We start from the raw sequence: 14,965 nt of genomic DNA, 5'->3' as shown, positions 1-14,965 counted from the left end.
CTGTCGGTTCGCCGGTCGTCAGCGTCGCCGGGCGCGCAGCACGCCGGTCAGCATCGGCAGCGTGAACTCGCCGTGCGCCGTCTCGGCTCGGCTGTCGAGGAAGGAACGGATCCGGCCGAGGGTGGCCGCTCGCTCCTCTTCCGGCATGACCAGCATCCCGGCCCGTGTCGCGAGCGTCGCGACGAGCGACTCGGCGCTGCGGCGCTGCCCGTGCGGGAACTCGACCTGCTCCGCCGACCCGAACCGGGCGGCCACGCCAGCGCTCGGAACGAGCATGCCCGCCGTCGCGGCACACCAACTGCTCAACGTGTCACGCGGGCCGATCGCCGCGCTCCCGCTGACCCGTTCGAGCCTGGCAACCCAGTCGACCCGGTCGTCCATGATGTTCCACAGACCGGCCAGGACACCGCCGGGCGCGAGGACCCGGGCGATCTCCGCCCCCGCGACGGTCATGTCGAACCAGTGCAGGGCGTTGCCGGCGAGCACGGCGTCGACGGACCCGTCCGGCATCGGGATGGCCTCGGCGCTGCCCGGCAGGGCACGGACGGTCGGCACCGCACGTCGCAGCTCGGCGAGCATCGCCGGGTCGGGTTCGACAGCCACGACGTCCGCGCCCACCGCCGCCAGCGTCGCGGACAGCTTGCCGGTGCCGGCGCCCAGGTCGAGCACGCGTAGGCCGGGGGCGGGCTCCAACGCCCACCGCACCGCGGCCTGCGCGTAATCCGGGCGGTGTTCCGCGTACGCGGTCGCCACCGCGCCGAACGACGACCGGAGCATCTGTTCCGTCATCCGGTCAACGTACCGCCGCTCGTCGACATCGACTGCCACCATGGCCACCGTGCAGATCCTGCGAAGCTGGTGGCGCGTCCGCTACCCCGTCTACGCGCTCGGCCTCGTGGTCGGGATGGTCATGATGTGGTTGCCCTTCAAGACCTTTCAGGACAACGACGCCTGGGAGGGTCGACTGCGGGCCCATGGCGTGCCAGCCCAGGCCGTCGTCGATGATCTGGTGCGCGAGCGCCGTAAGACGATGCACCTGAGCTACGAGTTCGCCGGTGCCCGGCGTCAGGCCGAGGTTGGCTGTTGGGAGATCTGCCTGGAGGCCGGCAGCGCGGTGCGGATCTGGGTCAACCCCGACGACCCGGATGACTTCGTGACCGACTTCGGCATCCTCAGCGGGCATCGAGGCCGGCTGCAAGGGGTGGTCGGAGCGGCAGGCCTGGTTCTGTCCGGATGGATGGCGCTGGCCGTGATGGCCCACCTCCATCAGCAACGACGCGGCCACCGGCGTCAGGACTGGCAGCGTCAGCAACGAGACCAGCGCCAACGACAGTTCGCGAACGCCAGGGCTGGAAGAAAACACAAGCCGAGTCGGCGACGAGCGTCGTTCACCAAGTGATCGACATAGCCGGTCGGCAGCTGTCGCTGATCGTCCTGGGCACCAGCCGTCACGATTCGGAGCTGGCCCTCACCCCGCCCAGGCCAACCAGCTGGAAGCGCTCGAACCGATCGACGTCCCGGTCGAACGGCGCTGGCGAACCAGACCGGGTATTGGGCAGCATCTGCGGATCGATTGCGGCCAGCGACATGAGGCCACGGTCGGCGCGCATCAGTTCAACGGTCTTTCTGGCGACAACCTTGTAGCTGTCATGAAGCCTGACCGGCACGTCGAGCCCATCCGCTCCTTCCGAGATGGGAAGTACGGCATCCACTTCGGAGACGAACCTCGACATGAGGTCGCAGCATTCACGGGCGGAGTCTCGGACCGGCACGGAGGCCGACAGCTCCAACTCCGCCATGATGCCGACGGCTTTCACGCTGGCGTCGTAGAGGTCATCGGTGTCCACCATGAACAAATGACCCTCGCCGGCCTCGATCATCTGCCTGATGTCGGCCGCCCTTCGACCCCAGTTCCAGATGGTCTGCATGAACTCTTTGTAGGTCTCCTCGCGGGACTCGCGATGCCGAAGCTCATCCTCTCGTTGCCACTGGGCCGCTCGGTCCTGGCACTCCCGCTCCCAGCGTTCCTGCTCTCGTTCGCGCTCCAGGGTCCACCGACGGTCCTCGCGGCGAGTGGTCAGGAACTGGGTCGAAACAGCGGCCCCGAGGGTGCCGGCAACACCAAGCACGGCGACGAGAAGAACCGGCCAGATCTGGTCCATGGTGGGAGTATCCTGCCTCGATGCAGCCGTAACGGCGCGCCCCACCGTCTCGCTCCTGCCTGACGGCCAAGGCACGAGAACGCGAGCCTGGCCTGGTGGACCTGGGGCGCCACCCGACGCCGGATTCGGAGGCGCTACCCGTCGCACCGTCGATGCGTCGCGGTCGCAACCCCGGGATGCCCCGGAGCGACCGACCTGCGTTGGGGCGGCCGGCTTCAGACCTTGAAGCGCCGCCGAGGCAAGGGCTAGCCGCACCTCAAGGCTTCTATGGACGTCTTCTATGGTCGGTCTTTGCGCCATCCTGAAGTAGTACGTATGTCCGATTGCCAGAACTACCGTGCGCAAACGTACGACAACGGAGCGAGTTTCAGCCTTCTGTCAAGTGGGCTACCGCGCTACCATGGAGCTGCGCGACCCCGTCTGACGAAAGAGCCCCTGGGCTCTGGCGAGAGCCTAGTTAGGCGGGGGTTCGTGCTTTCTGTGCCTAGTAGTAGTGCGTGGTGCCGGTGGACCAAAGGTCGTACACGTAGCGGATCTTCGGCTGAATTATCTGGAAGTACGTGTCATCGCCTCGCTCGTGCTTCCGCGTGACAGCCCACGTGCAGTAGTCCGCAGCCTGCAACGCGAAGTCGCTGGAGCATGGCCAGAAGGCCAAGGTGCGCTTCACCCTGTAGCTAACGCACTGAGTCAAGACGTCCTCGATGGCACCCCGAAACGCCTTCCGGGTCCGCTTGGTGCCCAGCTCAGCGGCTACGATCAGGGCCTGATCGTCCGGCGCGAAGACCTTGGGGGCGATCCACTTCGAGTGGTAGTACCACGCGTACCGGAAGAACGTGGCCTCATCTTTGCGAACGTGAGGTTGCGCCTTCGACTTCTCTAGCAGCGTGACATCGAACTGGAAGTCCAGCGTCGACAAGATCGTAAAGACGACCTGCCGCACGTCATGTGAGTCCTTCGTGGCATGGAAGTACGAGTCGAGACCATGGTTACGGAACGCCAACTCATCGCGCAGGGCTGCTAGCGCTGCCCGCAACTTACGCAGCTCAGGCTCGTCGACGACGAGTGTGCCCACTGCGAAGTACTTCGAGATGTTGGGCCCCTTGGCGAATGTAAGGTCACCGCTCTCATCCGAGAACAAGAATCGACGTGCCACATGCCACTCCGAGCCGCGAGACGAGGGGCCTTCATCCTAGTACCTAGACCGTTACCGTACGTTCAACCACGCGGCGTGCTCCAACCTGGAGTCATGGCCTACCGCAACCACCCACGGACCGCGACCCGCCGACGGAGCCCCGGCCATCCTGGAGCCGGAGCGCCCCGCCGGAGGCGCAGTAACCGCAACTCCGCGACAACCGCAGCTCGCCGACGCGGCCGGCGTGCGCTCCCCCACGCACGCCGCGCGGCTCTTGGCCGCGCGGCTCGTCTCAGCCGGATTGGGCCTACGTCTCAGCGAGCTGCTCGCGCTGTGCGTGCAGGATGTCGACTTCGCCGCGCGCCTGGTGCGGATTGAGTGGCAGTTCGCGCCACAGTCCGAGGTGCGGACAGTCCCAAAACACCGCGCTCACGCCGGACCGTGCCATTGCCTGAGGTCGTCGCCGACGCCCTGCGGGCGCACATGGCGCAGTTCCACCGGCTCATGACGGCGCACTTTTCACGACCCGCTTTGCCGGCCCTTACCGACACGACTACTACGGCACGCTTATCTTCGGCGCGGCCGTCAGGAATGCGGGCCCGCCGGACTGCATCACGACACACGACCTACGTCACCACTACACCTCGGTCCTGCTGATGCAGGGCGCGTCGGTCATGGTGGTCGCTGAACGGCTCGGGCACGAGAACGCGACCTTGGTCCTGTCGACGTACGGTCATCTGATGCCGGACTCGGAGGGGCGCACCCGCCGCGCCGTCGATGACGCGTGGGGTTGTGCCCCCGGTGTGCCCCAGGGCAACGACTCAACCGCCTGACCTGTGGGAACAGGCCGGATTCAGACGTTGAAGCGGAACTCCACCACGTCGCCGTCCTGCATGACGTACTCCTTGCCCTCGATGCGGACCTTGCCCGCCGCCTTGGCCGACGCCATCGAACCGTGCTCGACCAGGTCGTGGTAGGAGACCACCTCGGCCTTGATGAAGCCGCGCTGGAAGTCGCTGTGGATGACACCCGCGGCCTCCGGGGCGGTGGCGCCGACCGGGACGGTCCAGGCGCGCGCTTCCTTGGGGCCGGCCGTGAGGTACGTCTGGAGGCCGAGGGTACGGAAGCCGACCCGGACGAGCTGGTTGAGGCCGGGCTCGTTCTGCCCGATCGACTCCAGCAGCTCGCGGGCCTCCTCCTCGGGCAGGTCCACCAGCTCAGATTCGATCTTGGCGTCCATGAAGACCGCCTCGGCGGGGGCGACCAGGGCGCGCAGCTCGTCGAGGAACGTCTCGTTGGCCAGCTCGGCCTCGTCGACGTTGAAGACGTACAGGAAGGGCTTGGTGGTGAGCAGGTGCAGCTCGCGCAGGTGCTCCAGCTCGATCTTGGCGGCAGCGGCCCCGGAGTAGAGCGTGGTGCCACCGTCGAGCACCTCGATCGCGGCCTTCGCGGCGGCGACAGCGACGGCCCGGTCCTTGCGGAGCTTGGCCTCCTTCTCCAACCGGGGCAGCGCCTTGTCCAGGGTCTGCAGGTCGGCGAGGATCAGCTCGGTGTTGATCGTCTCGATGTCGTCGGCCGGGGAGACCTTTCCGTCGACGTGCACCACGTTCGGGTCGGAGAAGGCCCGGACGACCTGGCAGATCGCCGAGGCGTCCCGGATGTTGGCCAGGAAGGCGTTGCCCCGGCCCTGCCCCTTCGACGCGCCGCGGACCAGGCCGGCGATGTCGACGAACGACACCGGCGCCGGCAGCACCTTCTGCGAGGAGAAGATCTCGGCCAGCTTGCCCAGCCGCTCGTCGGGCAGCCCGACCACGCCGACGTTGGGCTCGATGGTGGCGAACGGGTAGTTCGCCGCCAGCACGTCGTTCTTGGTCAACGCGTTGAACAGCGTGCTCTTGCCGACGTTGGGCAGGCCGACGATGCCGATGGTGAGACTCACGACGGGCCAGCTTACGCCGGTCCCGGCCGGGCCGGTCCACGCGGCTCCGATTCCTCGCCGCGCCGCTGGTCGATCGTCGCTCCCACCGCGCCCGGTCGGGCGTTGCTAATCTCCCGGTTCGACGTTCCGCTGCTGGAGGTGGGATGACCTCGACGTTGCCCGAGCTGTACATCGCCGTCGATGTGGAGGCGGACGGGCCGGTACCCGGGCCGTACAGCATGATCTCGCTGGGCATGGCCGTGGCCGGCCGCCCGGACCTGACCTTCTACACCGAGCTGCGTCCCATCTCCGACGAGTTCGTCCCGGCGGCGTTGGCCGTCTCCGGCCTGGACCGGGATCGGCTGCTGCGGGAGGCACCCACCGCGCAGGAGGCGATGTCCGCCGCGGCGGCCTGGGTCGACGGGCTGCGCCGGGTCGGCCGTCCGGTCTTCCTCGCCGCCCCGGCAGTCTGGGACGGCATGTTCGTGCACTGGTACTTCGTCCGCTTCGTCGGGCACAGCCCGTTCGGCGCGACCGGCTCCGGTGTCGATCTCCGCAGCTACTGGATGGGGTTGACCGGCAGCGACTGGGCCCGGACCCGGCAGGACACGATCAAGCACGAGTTGGGGCTGCACGACATGCCGCACACGCACCACGCCGGGGAGGACGCCGCCGAGCTGGCCCAGGTCTTCGACGCGGTGCGACGCCACCGACGGCCGGGCGAGCAGGCGTGAGGCTCAGCCGAGCCGGCGGGGAGCGATGACCGCCTCCCGGACGCTGCCGTCCGCGCCACGGCTGACCTCGTACGCCGAAACGCCCTCGCGGTCCGCGATTGCCTCGACCAGCCGGGTGCCCCGGTAGACCAGGCCGACGCCGTCGTCGGTGCAGTGGCTGGTGGGGAGCGTGCCGTCACCGACCAGCTCGTGCATGAGCGGGCGGCGCTGGGCCTCGCTGTCGTAGTGCACCCCGTTGCCGTACGGCAGCCAGGCCAGACCCTCGGTGAAGCCGCGCAGCCGGAGGCCGAAGCTGTCGGTGGCACCGCCGACATGCCAGCAGATCGAGCCGGCGGAGACGCCGGCCAGCACCACGCCGGCCTGCCAGCACTCGTGCAGGATCTCGTCGAGCCCGTGCACCCGCCACACCGCCACCAGGTTGGCCACGCTGCCACCGCCGACCCAGATCACGTCCTGGGCGAGCAGGTGGGCCCGGACGTCCTCGACGTTCGGCATCGGGAACAGGGCGAGGTGCGACAGCCGGAACCGGGTGGGGGCGAACGCGCTGTAGACGGCGGTCAGCGAGGTGGGCTGGTCGCCGACGGCCTGCCCGAGGTAGCAGACCCGCGGTTGCGGACCGGCCTCGGCCAACTCGGCCGCCAGCTCGAAGACCGGGCTGGGGCTCAGGTCGTACGGCCCGCGGTCGCCCCGGAAGAAGCCCATGCTGGTGGCGATGATGGTCGGTTCGCTGGCGGGCATCGGAGCGTCCTTCCGTCGGGGGCGGTGCGCCGTCCATCCTGCCGTAGCGGGTCTGCGGTGTGCTCGGTGCGGGGCCGACCGCCAGCCGCGGGTGACGGCCGAACCCCACCATGATCAATGACACTGGTCGGGCCGCCGCTGGCGGGGCACCTCGACCTCGGGCCAGTGACCCAGCCCCCGACGGTCGGCCGGGGGCAGTTGCCCGGCGGCGGCGCGGGGCAGTGTGAACCGGTCGGCGGCGGCCGGCCCGGCCGAGACCGACTCGCGCAGCATCCAACGCACCTCGTCGGCCGTCCAGCCCAGCCCCGGCCGCGCGGCGATCTCGCGGATCAACCGCCGGCCGACGCTCGTGTCGTCGTCGTAGAAGCGCATGCACCAGTGGTGTGTCCACATCCCGAGGGCCCGCAGGCCCGCGTCGTCGAGTGAGCCGGCCAACCGGCCGCAGGCCGTGTCGGGGAAGCTCTGCTCGCGATCGCCCGCCCGGTCCCGTTCGATGGCGCCCACCGCGGCCGGAGCGACGGCCCGCATCCGGCGGTAGAAGGACTGCGCCACCGCGCGGGGCAGCGGCGGGAACGCACCCGGTGTCGACGCCGCCGCCCAACCCGCCACGCTCGTCATCCGCCGCACCCCTTCTTCAGTTGGTGGCCGGACGCTACCCGGCACGACCGACACTTTCGGGCCGAAAACCCCCACCGATCGCGGACGGCGACGATGACCTGGGGCGTCTGCCTCGGTGACGACGCAGCGGCGGTGGTGGGTGGATGATTCGGGTCACCTTCGCGCGGCGCTCCCCGTACCGGCGAGCGTCCCGGGCCGTGCCGATCGGCGGCGGATTTGTCGAGGCCGGGCTGCCCGCTCATTGTTGGGCCATGACCGATCCCGGAAGCCCGAGAAGCGAGCGGCGGCGGCGACGATGAGCACCGCCATGGCCCGGGTGCCCGACTCCCTCCGGGGGCAGATCGTCACGCCCGGCGACCGTCGGTACGCGCAACTGCGCTCGACGTACACCAGGTCGGCGTCACCGGCCGCGGTCCTGCTGCCGAAGACCACGGCGCAGGTGGTCGACGCGCTCCGCTACGCGCGGGAGCAGCGGCTGCCCATCGCGGTCCGCAGCGGCGGGCACGGCCTCTCCGGAGCCTCGTCCAACAACGGTGGGGTGGTCATCGACCTGTCCATGCTCAACCGGGTTCAGGTGATCGACGAGCGGGCCGGGCTGGTCCGGGTCGAGGCCGGTGCCCGCTGGGCGAACGTGGCGAAGGCGCTCGCCCCGTACGGGCTGGTGATCAGCTCGGGTGACTACGGCGGCGTCGGCGTCGGCGGCCTGGCCACCGGCGGTGGTGTCGGCTGGCTGGTCCGCGCCCACGGCCTCACCATCGACCGGGTCCGCGCCGTCGAGGTGGTGCTGGCGGACGGGACGCTGGTCCGCGCGGACGCCGACCACGAGCCGGAACTGTTCTGGCTGGTCCGGGGCGCCGGGGCCGGCGCGGGCATCGTGGTGGCCTTCGAGATCGAGGCGGCCGAGCAGCGCAACGTGGGCGTCGCGCAGCTGGTCGTCGAGGCGCATCCGGACGGCCGCACCGTCCGGGAGTGGACGACCTACCTCGCCCAGGCGCCCCGAGAGCTGTCAGCGGCAGCCGTGGTGTTCGCCGAGGGTCGATCGGTCCTCATGTCCATCACCGCGGTGGTCGCCGCCGAGAGCCTGCGCCGGGCCCGGCCGGCGGTGGAACCGCTGCTCGCCATCGGCAAGGTGCTCGAACACCGGACCGACCTGCTGCCCTACCCGACGCTGGTGCCGACCGCGCACCTCAATCCCAACGTCGGGCAGCAGCGTGGCACGACCACGAACGGTCTGTTCACCTCGCTGGACGACGCCGGGGCGCGGGCCGTGACGCGGGCGGTGACCGGGCCGGGGCGGGCGGTGATCCAGCTCCGCTCGTTGGGTGGCGCGGTCAACGACGTCGCTGCCGACGCGACCGCGTACCCCCATCGCCACCAGGACACGCTGATCGTGGCCTCGGTGTTTCCGCCGCAGGCCGATTCCGCGTTGAACGCCGCCTGGCGGGCCGCCGGGGCCCGCGCCGACGGCGCGTACGTCAACTTCGAGAGCCGACCGGACCCGGCCGCGTTCGCCCGGATCTACCCCGGCGAGACCGGGGCCCGGGTGCGGCGGCTGTGGAAACGGTACGACCCGGACGGTGTGTTCCGATCGGCCCTGCTGACCGGCCAGCCCCACCGCGCCACCCAGCCGAGCCGAGCCGCACAGCCGAGCCGGGCCGGACAGCCGAGCCCGTCCGGCCAGGCCAGCCGATCGGGTCAGCCGCACCGGCGGCGTCGACGCCCCCGTTGACCGGCTCTGCGCGCACCGGCACGCCCAGGTCCGATTCCCGCCAGCCGAAGGCCGGCCGGGCGGGGCATCATCGGTGCCATGGAGATGGACTTCGAGCGGTGTTACCGGGCCGTCGACAGCCGTGACCAGCGGTTCGACGGCTGGTTCTACACCGGTGTGACGTCCACCGGGATCTACTGCCGACCGTCCTGCCCGGCGATCACGCCCAAGCGGCAGAACGTCCGGTTCTTCCCGTCCGCCGCCGCCGCGCAGGGTGCCGGGCTGCGCGCCTGCCGCCGCTGCCGGCCGGACGCCGCGCCCGGCTCACCGCTGTGGGACGTCCGCGCGGACGTGGTCGGTCGGGCGATGCGGCTGATCGCCGACGGGGTTGTCGACCGGGACGGCGTACCGGGGTTGGCCTCCCGGCTGGGCTACACCGAGCGGCACCTGCACCGGATGCTGCGCGCCGAGATGGGTGCCGGGCCGCTCGCGCTGGCCCGGGCGCAACGCGCCCAGACCGCCCGGATCCTGATCGAGACGACCGACCTCGGGATGGCCGAGATCGCGTTCGCCGCCGGTTTCGGCAGCGTGCGGCAGTTCAACGACACGCTTCGCGAGGTGTACGCGAGCGCCCCGTCGGACCTGCGCACGGCCCGTGGCCGCCGGCAGGCACCGGCCGGGGCGGGAACCATCTCGCTCCGGCTGGCGTACCGCCCGCCGTTGCACGACCGGGCGCTGCTGGACTTCCTCGCGGTGCGGGCGTTGCCCGGCGTGGAGGCGGTCCGCGACGGGACGTACCACCGGGGTCTGCGGTTGCCGCACGGCACCGGTCACGTGGCGCTGACCCCGACGGAGGGGCACGTGGCGGCGACGTTGCGGTTGGCCGACCTGCGCGACCTGGCGCCGGCGGTGGCCCGTTGCCGCCGGTTGCTCGACCTGGACGCGGACCCGGCGGCCATCGATGCCACGCTGGCCGCCGACCCGGCGCTGGCCCCCGCGATCACCGCCGAACCCGGCATCCGCGTTCCCCGTGCCGTCGACGGCTTCGAGCAGGCCGTCCGCGCCATCATCGGCCAGCAGGTCTCGGTCACCTCGGCAAGAACGACCCTCACCCGCCTCCTCTCCGCCCACACTCGCGTTGATCATGAAGTTATTGCCACCGACGACGGCGTGTCGGGACAACAACTTCATGATCAACGCGGTGGGCCGGCGGGGGGTGAGCTGCGGGGGTTCTTGAGCGCGGAGGAACTCTTGGCCCTGCCGGATTCAAGGTTCGGGATGCCGGTGGGGCGACGGGAGGCTCTGCGGGGGTTGGCTCGGGCGGTGGTGGACGGGTCCGTCGACCTCGCGCCGGGGGTGGATCGGGAGGAGGCCGTCCGGCGGCTGCTCGCGCTGCCCGGCATCGGCCCGTGGACTGCCAACTACCTGGGCATGCGCGCCTTCGGCGACCCGGACGTCCTCCTCAGCTCCGACCTCGCGGTCCGGCGCGGCGCCGCGGCGCTCGGTCTGCCCCACACCCCACAGACCCTCGACAGGTACGCCGAGCGTTGGCGTCCCTGGCGGTCCTACGCCACGATCAGACTCTGGAGAGCGGCATGAACATCGACAGCACCGTCCTGAGCACACCGGCCGGCCCGCTGAGCATCCTCGCCGGCCCCGACGGTGACGTCCGGGCGGCCGGTTTCACCCCGGACCCGGCGGTGCTGCTGCCCCTGGTCCATCCGGCCCTGCGGGCACCGCTACGGGAGCGGGCCGACCTCGGTCCGGTCAGCGCGGCGGTCCACTCCTACCTGGACGGTGACCTCGCCGCCATCGACACCGTGCCGGTGCGGCAACGCACCGGTGGCGAGTTCATGGCGCACGCCTGGCAGGTGCTGCGCGAGGTGCCGCCGGGCACCCCGGTCACCTACACCGGGTACGCCGCGCTGGCCGGTCGACCGCCGGCGGTCCGAGCCGCGGCGGCCGCCTGCGCCCGGAACGCGGCAGCCCTCTTCGTGCCCTGCCACCGGGTTCTTCGCACCGACGGCACGCTCGGTGGCTACCGCTGGGGGCTGGACGTGAAGAAGTGGCTTCTCGGTCATGAGCGACGCTTGACAACAAGCTGACAGGAGCATCGACACTCATTGACGCTACCGTCTGGTAGTGCCTGTGGAGAGCGACGGCGACCCGGCCGCCCGGGCCGCCGCGGGCACCCACCCCGTGCACAACCTCTGGCGGCTTCGCCCCTACCTGCGCCCGTACACCGCCGAGTTCGCCTGGCTGCTCGTCGCGGGCCTCGCCGGCACCGCGGCCGGGATCGCCGTACCACTGGTCGTGCAGCGGGTCGTGGACGGGCCGGTGGCCCGGCACGAACCGGCCGGGCTGCTCCAGCTCGGCGGCCTGGCGTTGCTGCTCGGCGTGGTCGAGGCGGTGCTCATCTTCATCCGCCGGTGGGTCCAGTCGTCCTCGGCGGTGGGCATGGAGGCGGCGCTGCGCGCCGACGTCTACGCCCACCTGCAACGGCTACCGACCAGCTTCCACGACCGCTGGCAGTCCGGCCAGTTGCTCTCCCGGATCACCAGCGACCTGTCGGTGATCCGCCGGTTCCTCTCCTTCGGCGTCTTCTTCCTGGTGCTCAACCTGACCACGTACGTGGTCGTGGTGGTGCTGCTGATCAACCTGCACGCGGCGCTCGGGGTGCTGGTCGCGGCCAGCGCGGTGCCGCTGCTGCTGATCAGTCGCCGGTTCGGCCGGCACTACCACGCCGCGTCCCGCCGGATGCAGGATCAGCAGGGCGACGTGGCGACGCTGGTCGAGGAGACCGCGCAGGGCCTGCGCACCATGAAGGCGTACGGGCGGGGGCCGGAGCTGGGCGCTCGCTTCGCCGGTGCGGCCCAGCGGCTGCACGACACCGGCGTCGGCAAGGGGCGGCTGCTGGCGAACACCTCGGCGCTGCTCGACCTGGTGCCCAACGTGACCCTGGGCGTGGTGCTGGCGGCCGGGGCGGCCGCCGCCGCGCGGGGCGCGCTCACCATTGGCGAGCTGGTCGCGTTCGTCAGCCTCCAACTGATGCTCATCTGGCCGGTGCAGTCACTGGGTTGGATCATCGCCAACGGTCAGGAGGCGGCCACCGCCGCCGACCGGATCCAGGAGGTGCTGGACACTCCACCGGAGATCGTGGATTCTGCCGGCGCTGTCGCCTTGCCGCGCAACGCGGTGCACGGTCGGTTGCGCTTCGAGCGGGTCGCGTTCGGCTATCCGGGTGCCACCACGGCGGTGCTGCGCGAGATCGACCTGACCATCGAGCCGGGTGAGACGCTGGCGCTGGTCGGCGCCACCGGCTCCGGCAAGAGCACACTGCTCTCCCTGGTCCCCCGGCTGCACGACGTGACCACCGGCCGGATCACCCTGGACGGTCACGACCTGCGCGAGCTGCGGCTGGCCTCGCTGCGTCGGCTGGTCGGGGTGGCGTTCGAGGAGCCGACGCTCTTCTCCATGTCGGTGCGGGAGAACCTCACCCTGGGTCACCCGGACGCCGGCGACGACGAGATCCGCGCGGCGCTCGCGCTGGCCCAGGCAGACTTCGCGTACGAATTGCCCTGGGGATTGGCGACCCGGGTGGGCGAGCAGGGGTTGTCCCTCTCCGGCGGGCAACGCCAACGGCTCGCGTTGGCACGGGCCGTGCTCGGACGACCGGCGGTGCTCGTGCTGGACGATCCGCTCTCCGCGCTCGACGTGCACACCGAGGCCCTGGTCGAAGCGGCGCTGCGGCGGGTCCTGCGCGACAGCACCGCGCTGCTGGTGGTGCACCGGCCATCGACGATCGCGCTGGCCGACCGGGTCGCCCTGCTGGAGGACGGACGGATCACGGCGACCGGCCGGCACTCCGACCTGCTGGCCACCGTCCCGGCGTACCGGGCTCTGCTGGCCGCCGAGCCGCCCGGCGGGCACCCACCTCCGGCCGGAGCCAGCGGCCCGAGTTCGTCGCCGTCGGACGGGTGGGGGCTGGTGCGCTCGTGAGGGTGCCGGAGCAGGCCGATCCACCTCCCGAGGAGGAGCCCGAGCTTGCCCGCTGGCGCGGAACCGCCACCGACCCGGAGGCCGACCGCAGTCGAGCCGAGGACACCAGCCCCGAGGCGGTGGCCCGGCTACGCCGGCTCAGCCGCACCCTGCTGGGCGACCTGCTCCGCCCGCACCGGCGGCGTCTCGCCGCGGCGGTCGCCCTGCTGCTGGCGCAGAACGCCGCCGCGATGGCCGGGCCGTACCTGGTCATGATCGGCATCGACCGGGCCATCCCGCCGTTGCGCGCCGGCGACGCCGGCCCGCTGGTCACCGTCGCCGGGGCGTTCGCGGTGGCCGCGGTGACCGAGTACGCGGCCCGCCGCGGTTTCCTCACCCTCTCCGCCCGAATCGGCCAGGCCGTCCTGTTCGACCTGCGGCAGCGGGTGTTCGGGCACTTCCTGCGACTGTCGGTGGGCTTCCACGAGCGGTACACGTCCGGCCGGATGGTCTCCCGGCTCACCAGTGACCTGGACTCGATCGCCGAGCTGGTCGACGGTGGGATCGACAGCCTGGTGCTGGCCGGGCTCTCCATCCTGTCGGTGGCCGCCATCCTGCTCTGGCTGGACCTTCCGCTGGCAGCCGTGACGCTGCTCGCCTTCCCCTTCCTGTTCTGGCTCTCCCGCTGGTTCGCCCGGTCGTCGGCCAGCGCGTACCGACGAACCCGGGACGCGGTCGCGCTGGTCATCGTGCACTTCGTCGAGTCGATGCGGGGCATCCGGGCGGTGCAGGCGTTCCGCCGGGAGCCTCGCAACCAACGGATCTTCGTGGCGCTCGGCGACGACTACCGGCGGAGCAGCCTGCACGCGTTCCGGCTGATCGCCACGTACTCGCCCGCGATCAAACTGATCGGCAACGTCACGGTGGCGGCGGTGCTCTGCTACGGCGGTTGGCGGGTGCTCGGCGGGCAGACCGAGATCGGGGTGCTCGCCGCGTTCCTGCTCTACCTACGCCGCTTCTTCGAGCCGATGCAGGAGCTGAGCCAGTTCTACAACTCGTTGCAGTCGGCCACCGCCGCACTCGAGAAGCTGGCCGGGGTGCTCGACGAACGACCGGCCGTCGCCGAACCGGCCCGGCCCACACCGCTGCCGACCGGGCCCGGCCGCGGCGAGTTGATGTTCTGCTCGGTCGGCTTCGGCTACCGGTCCGACACCCCGATCCTCTGCCGGCTGGAGTTGACGGTGCCGGCCGGGCAGACCGTTGCGCTGATCGGCCCCACCGGGGCGGGCAAGTCGACGATCGCCAAGCTGGTCGCCCGGTTCCACGACCCCGACACCGGCACGGTCCGGCTCGACGGGATCGACCTGCGTGACGTTCGCGACGCCGACCTGCGCCGCGCGGTGGTGCTGGTGACGCAGGAGAACCACCTCTTCAGCGGGACCGTCGCGGAGAACATCAGGTTCGGTCGCCCGGGGGCGGACGACGCCGCCGTCCAGGCCGCCGCGCGGGCGATCGGCGCGCACGACTTCATCGCCGCACTACCCGAGGGGTACGCCACTCAGGTGCACCGGCGCGGCGGCCGGCTCTCCGCCGGCCAGCGGCAGCTGGTCGCGTTCGCCCGCGCGTTCCTGGCCGACCCGACAGTGCTGATCCTGGACGAGGCGACGTCGTCGCTGGACGTGCCGACGGAACGTCTGGTGCAGCGGGCACTCGGCACGATCCTGCGCGACCGCACCGCGCTGGTGATCGCCCATCGACTCTCCACCGTGGAGACCGCCGACCGGGTGCTCGTCCTCGACGGCGGGAGGGTCGTCGAGGACGGCCCGCCGGCCGTGCTCGCCGAGGCCGACGGCCGCTACGCCGCCCTGCACCGCCAGTGGCGTGACTCGCTGATCTGACCGGGCCGCCCCTGCGCGGCCACGACCGCCGGCCGGTGTGTTCGGTCGCAACTCCGTCGCCCCGCAGCCGGTAGGTGCC

Annotated in this window: 14 protein-coding genes; 8 read left to right on the top strand and 6 right to left on the bottom strand. The window is 71.1% G+C overall.

Annotated features, from left to right (window positions below):
- Positions 1–18: 18 nt before the first annotated feature.
- Positions 19–789 carry a class I SAM-dependent methyltransferase gene (locus AB0877_RS07910; RefSeq protein WP_366607737.1) on the bottom strand — a complete coding sequence of 257 codons (771 nt, stop codon included), beginning with the start codon at positions 787–789 and terminating at the stop codon, positions 19–21.
- Positions 790–838: 49 nt separating this feature from the next.
- Here AB0877_RS07910 and AB0877_RS07905 point away from each other — a divergent pair, with 49 nt between their 5' ends.
- Positions 839–1,399: a DUF3592 domain-containing protein gene (locus tag AB0877_RS07905; protein ID WP_366607735.1), complete on the top strand. Its 561-nt coding sequence runs from the start codon at positions 839–841 to the stop codon at positions 1,397–1,399.
- A 49-nt stretch (positions 1,400–1,448) separates the two neighbouring features.
- Here AB0877_RS07905 and AB0877_RS07900 read toward each other — a convergent pair whose 3' ends face one another.
- Both AB0877_RS07900 and AB0877_RS07895 read right to left on the bottom strand, forming a co-directional pair.
- Complete coding sequence (locus AB0877_RS07900; RefSeq protein ID WP_366607733.1) at positions 1,449–2,162, bottom strand: hypothetical protein; 714 nt, start codon at positions 2,160–2,162, stop codon at positions 1,449–1,451.
- A gap of 484 nt (positions 2,163–2,646) precedes the next feature.
- Complete coding sequence (locus tag AB0877_RS07895) at positions 2,647–3,315, bottom strand: DUF3800 domain-containing protein (protein WP_366607731.1); 669 nt, start codon at positions 3,313–3,315, stop codon at positions 2,647–2,649.
- A 548-nt stretch (positions 3,316–3,863) separates the two neighbouring features.
- Here AB0877_RS07895 and AB0877_RS07890 point away from each other — a divergent pair.
- Positions 3,864–4,127: a tyrosine-type recombinase/integrase gene (locus AB0877_RS07890; protein ID WP_366608124.1), complete on the top strand. Its 264-nt coding sequence runs from the start codon at positions 3,864–3,866 to the stop codon at positions 4,125–4,127.
- Positions 4,128–4,147: 20 nt separating this feature from the next.
- Here the strand turns inward: AB0877_RS07890 and ychF are convergent, their stop codons facing one another.
- Positions 4,148–5,233: a redox-regulated ATPase YchF gene (gene ychF, locus AB0877_RS07885; RefSeq protein ID WP_366607729.1), complete on the bottom strand. Its 1,086-nt coding sequence runs from the start codon at positions 5,231–5,233 to the stop codon at positions 4,148–4,150.
- Positions 5,234–5,376: 143 nt separating this feature from the next.
- On the opposite strand from ychF, the gene AB0877_RS07880 reads away from it, so the two are divergent.
- A complete protein-coding gene (locus tag AB0877_RS07880) occupies positions 5,377–5,946 on the top strand; it encodes an exonuclease (RefSeq protein ID WP_366607727.1) in 570 nt (189 codons plus the stop codon).
- A gap of 3 nt (positions 5,947–5,949) precedes the next feature.
- On the opposite strand, the gene AB0877_RS07875 is transcribed toward AB0877_RS07880, so the two are convergent.
- Together AB0877_RS07875 and AB0877_RS07870 are read right to left on the bottom strand one after the other, a co-directional pair.
- The gene (locus AB0877_RS07875; RefSeq protein ID WP_366607725.1) at positions 5,950–6,684 is read right to left on the bottom strand and encodes a peptidase E; all 735 of its coding nucleotides are present in this window, start codon (positions 6,682–6,684) and stop codon (positions 5,950–5,952) included.
- A 114-nt stretch (positions 6,685–6,798) separates the two neighbouring features.
- The gene (locus AB0877_RS07870) at positions 6,799–7,302 is read right to left on the bottom strand and encodes a hypothetical protein (protein WP_366607723.1); all 504 of its coding nucleotides are present in this window, start codon (positions 7,300–7,302) and stop codon (positions 6,799–6,801) included.
- Positions 7,303–7,597: 295 nt separating this feature from the next.
- On the opposite strand from AB0877_RS07870, the gene AB0877_RS07865 reads away from it, so the two are divergent.
- The 5 genes from AB0877_RS07865 to AB0877_RS07845 all read left to right on the top strand — a co-directional run bounded on the left by AB0877_RS07865 (position 7,598) and on the right by AB0877_RS07845 (position 14,886).
- A complete protein-coding gene (locus AB0877_RS07865) occupies positions 7,598–9,031 on the top strand; it encodes an FAD-binding oxidoreductase (RefSeq protein ID WP_366607721.1) in 1,434 nt (477 codons plus the stop codon).
- Between the two features lie 78 nt (positions 9,032–9,109).
- The gene (locus tag AB0877_RS07860; RefSeq protein ID WP_366607719.1) at positions 9,110–10,609 is read left to right on the top strand and encodes an AlkA N-terminal domain-containing protein; all 1,500 of its coding nucleotides are present in this window, start codon (positions 9,110–9,112) and stop codon (positions 10,607–10,609) included.
- Positions 10,606–11,115: a methylated-DNA--[protein]-cysteine S-methyltransferase gene (locus AB0877_RS07855; RefSeq protein ID WP_355010172.1), complete on the top strand. Its 510-nt coding sequence runs from the start codon at positions 10,606–10,608 to the stop codon at positions 11,113–11,115. The genes AB0877_RS07860 and AB0877_RS07855 overlap by 4 nt, the downstream gene beginning before the upstream one ends.
- Positions 11,116–11,152: 37 nt before the next feature.
- The gene (locus AB0877_RS07850; protein ID WP_366607717.1) at positions 11,153–13,009 is read left to right on the top strand and encodes an ABC transporter ATP-binding protein; all 1,857 of its coding nucleotides are present in this window, start codon (positions 11,153–11,155) and stop codon (positions 13,007–13,009) included.
- Complete coding sequence (locus AB0877_RS07845) at positions 13,006–14,886, top strand: ABC transporter ATP-binding protein (RefSeq protein WP_366607715.1); 1,881 nt, start codon at positions 13,006–13,008, stop codon at positions 14,884–14,886. The genes AB0877_RS07850 and AB0877_RS07845 overlap by 4 nt, the downstream gene beginning before the upstream one ends.
- The last annotated feature ends 79 nt before the right edge of the window (positions 14,887–14,965 follow it).

It is taken from the genome of Micromonospora sp. NPDC047644 (genome assembly GCF_040704315.1).
Taxonomy (GTDB): Bacteria; Actinomycetota; Actinomycetes; order Mycobacteriales; family Micromonosporaceae; genus Micromonospora.
The sequence above is the reverse complement of the archived record's forward strand: the minus strand, read 5'-3'. Positions and strand labels throughout refer to the sequence as shown.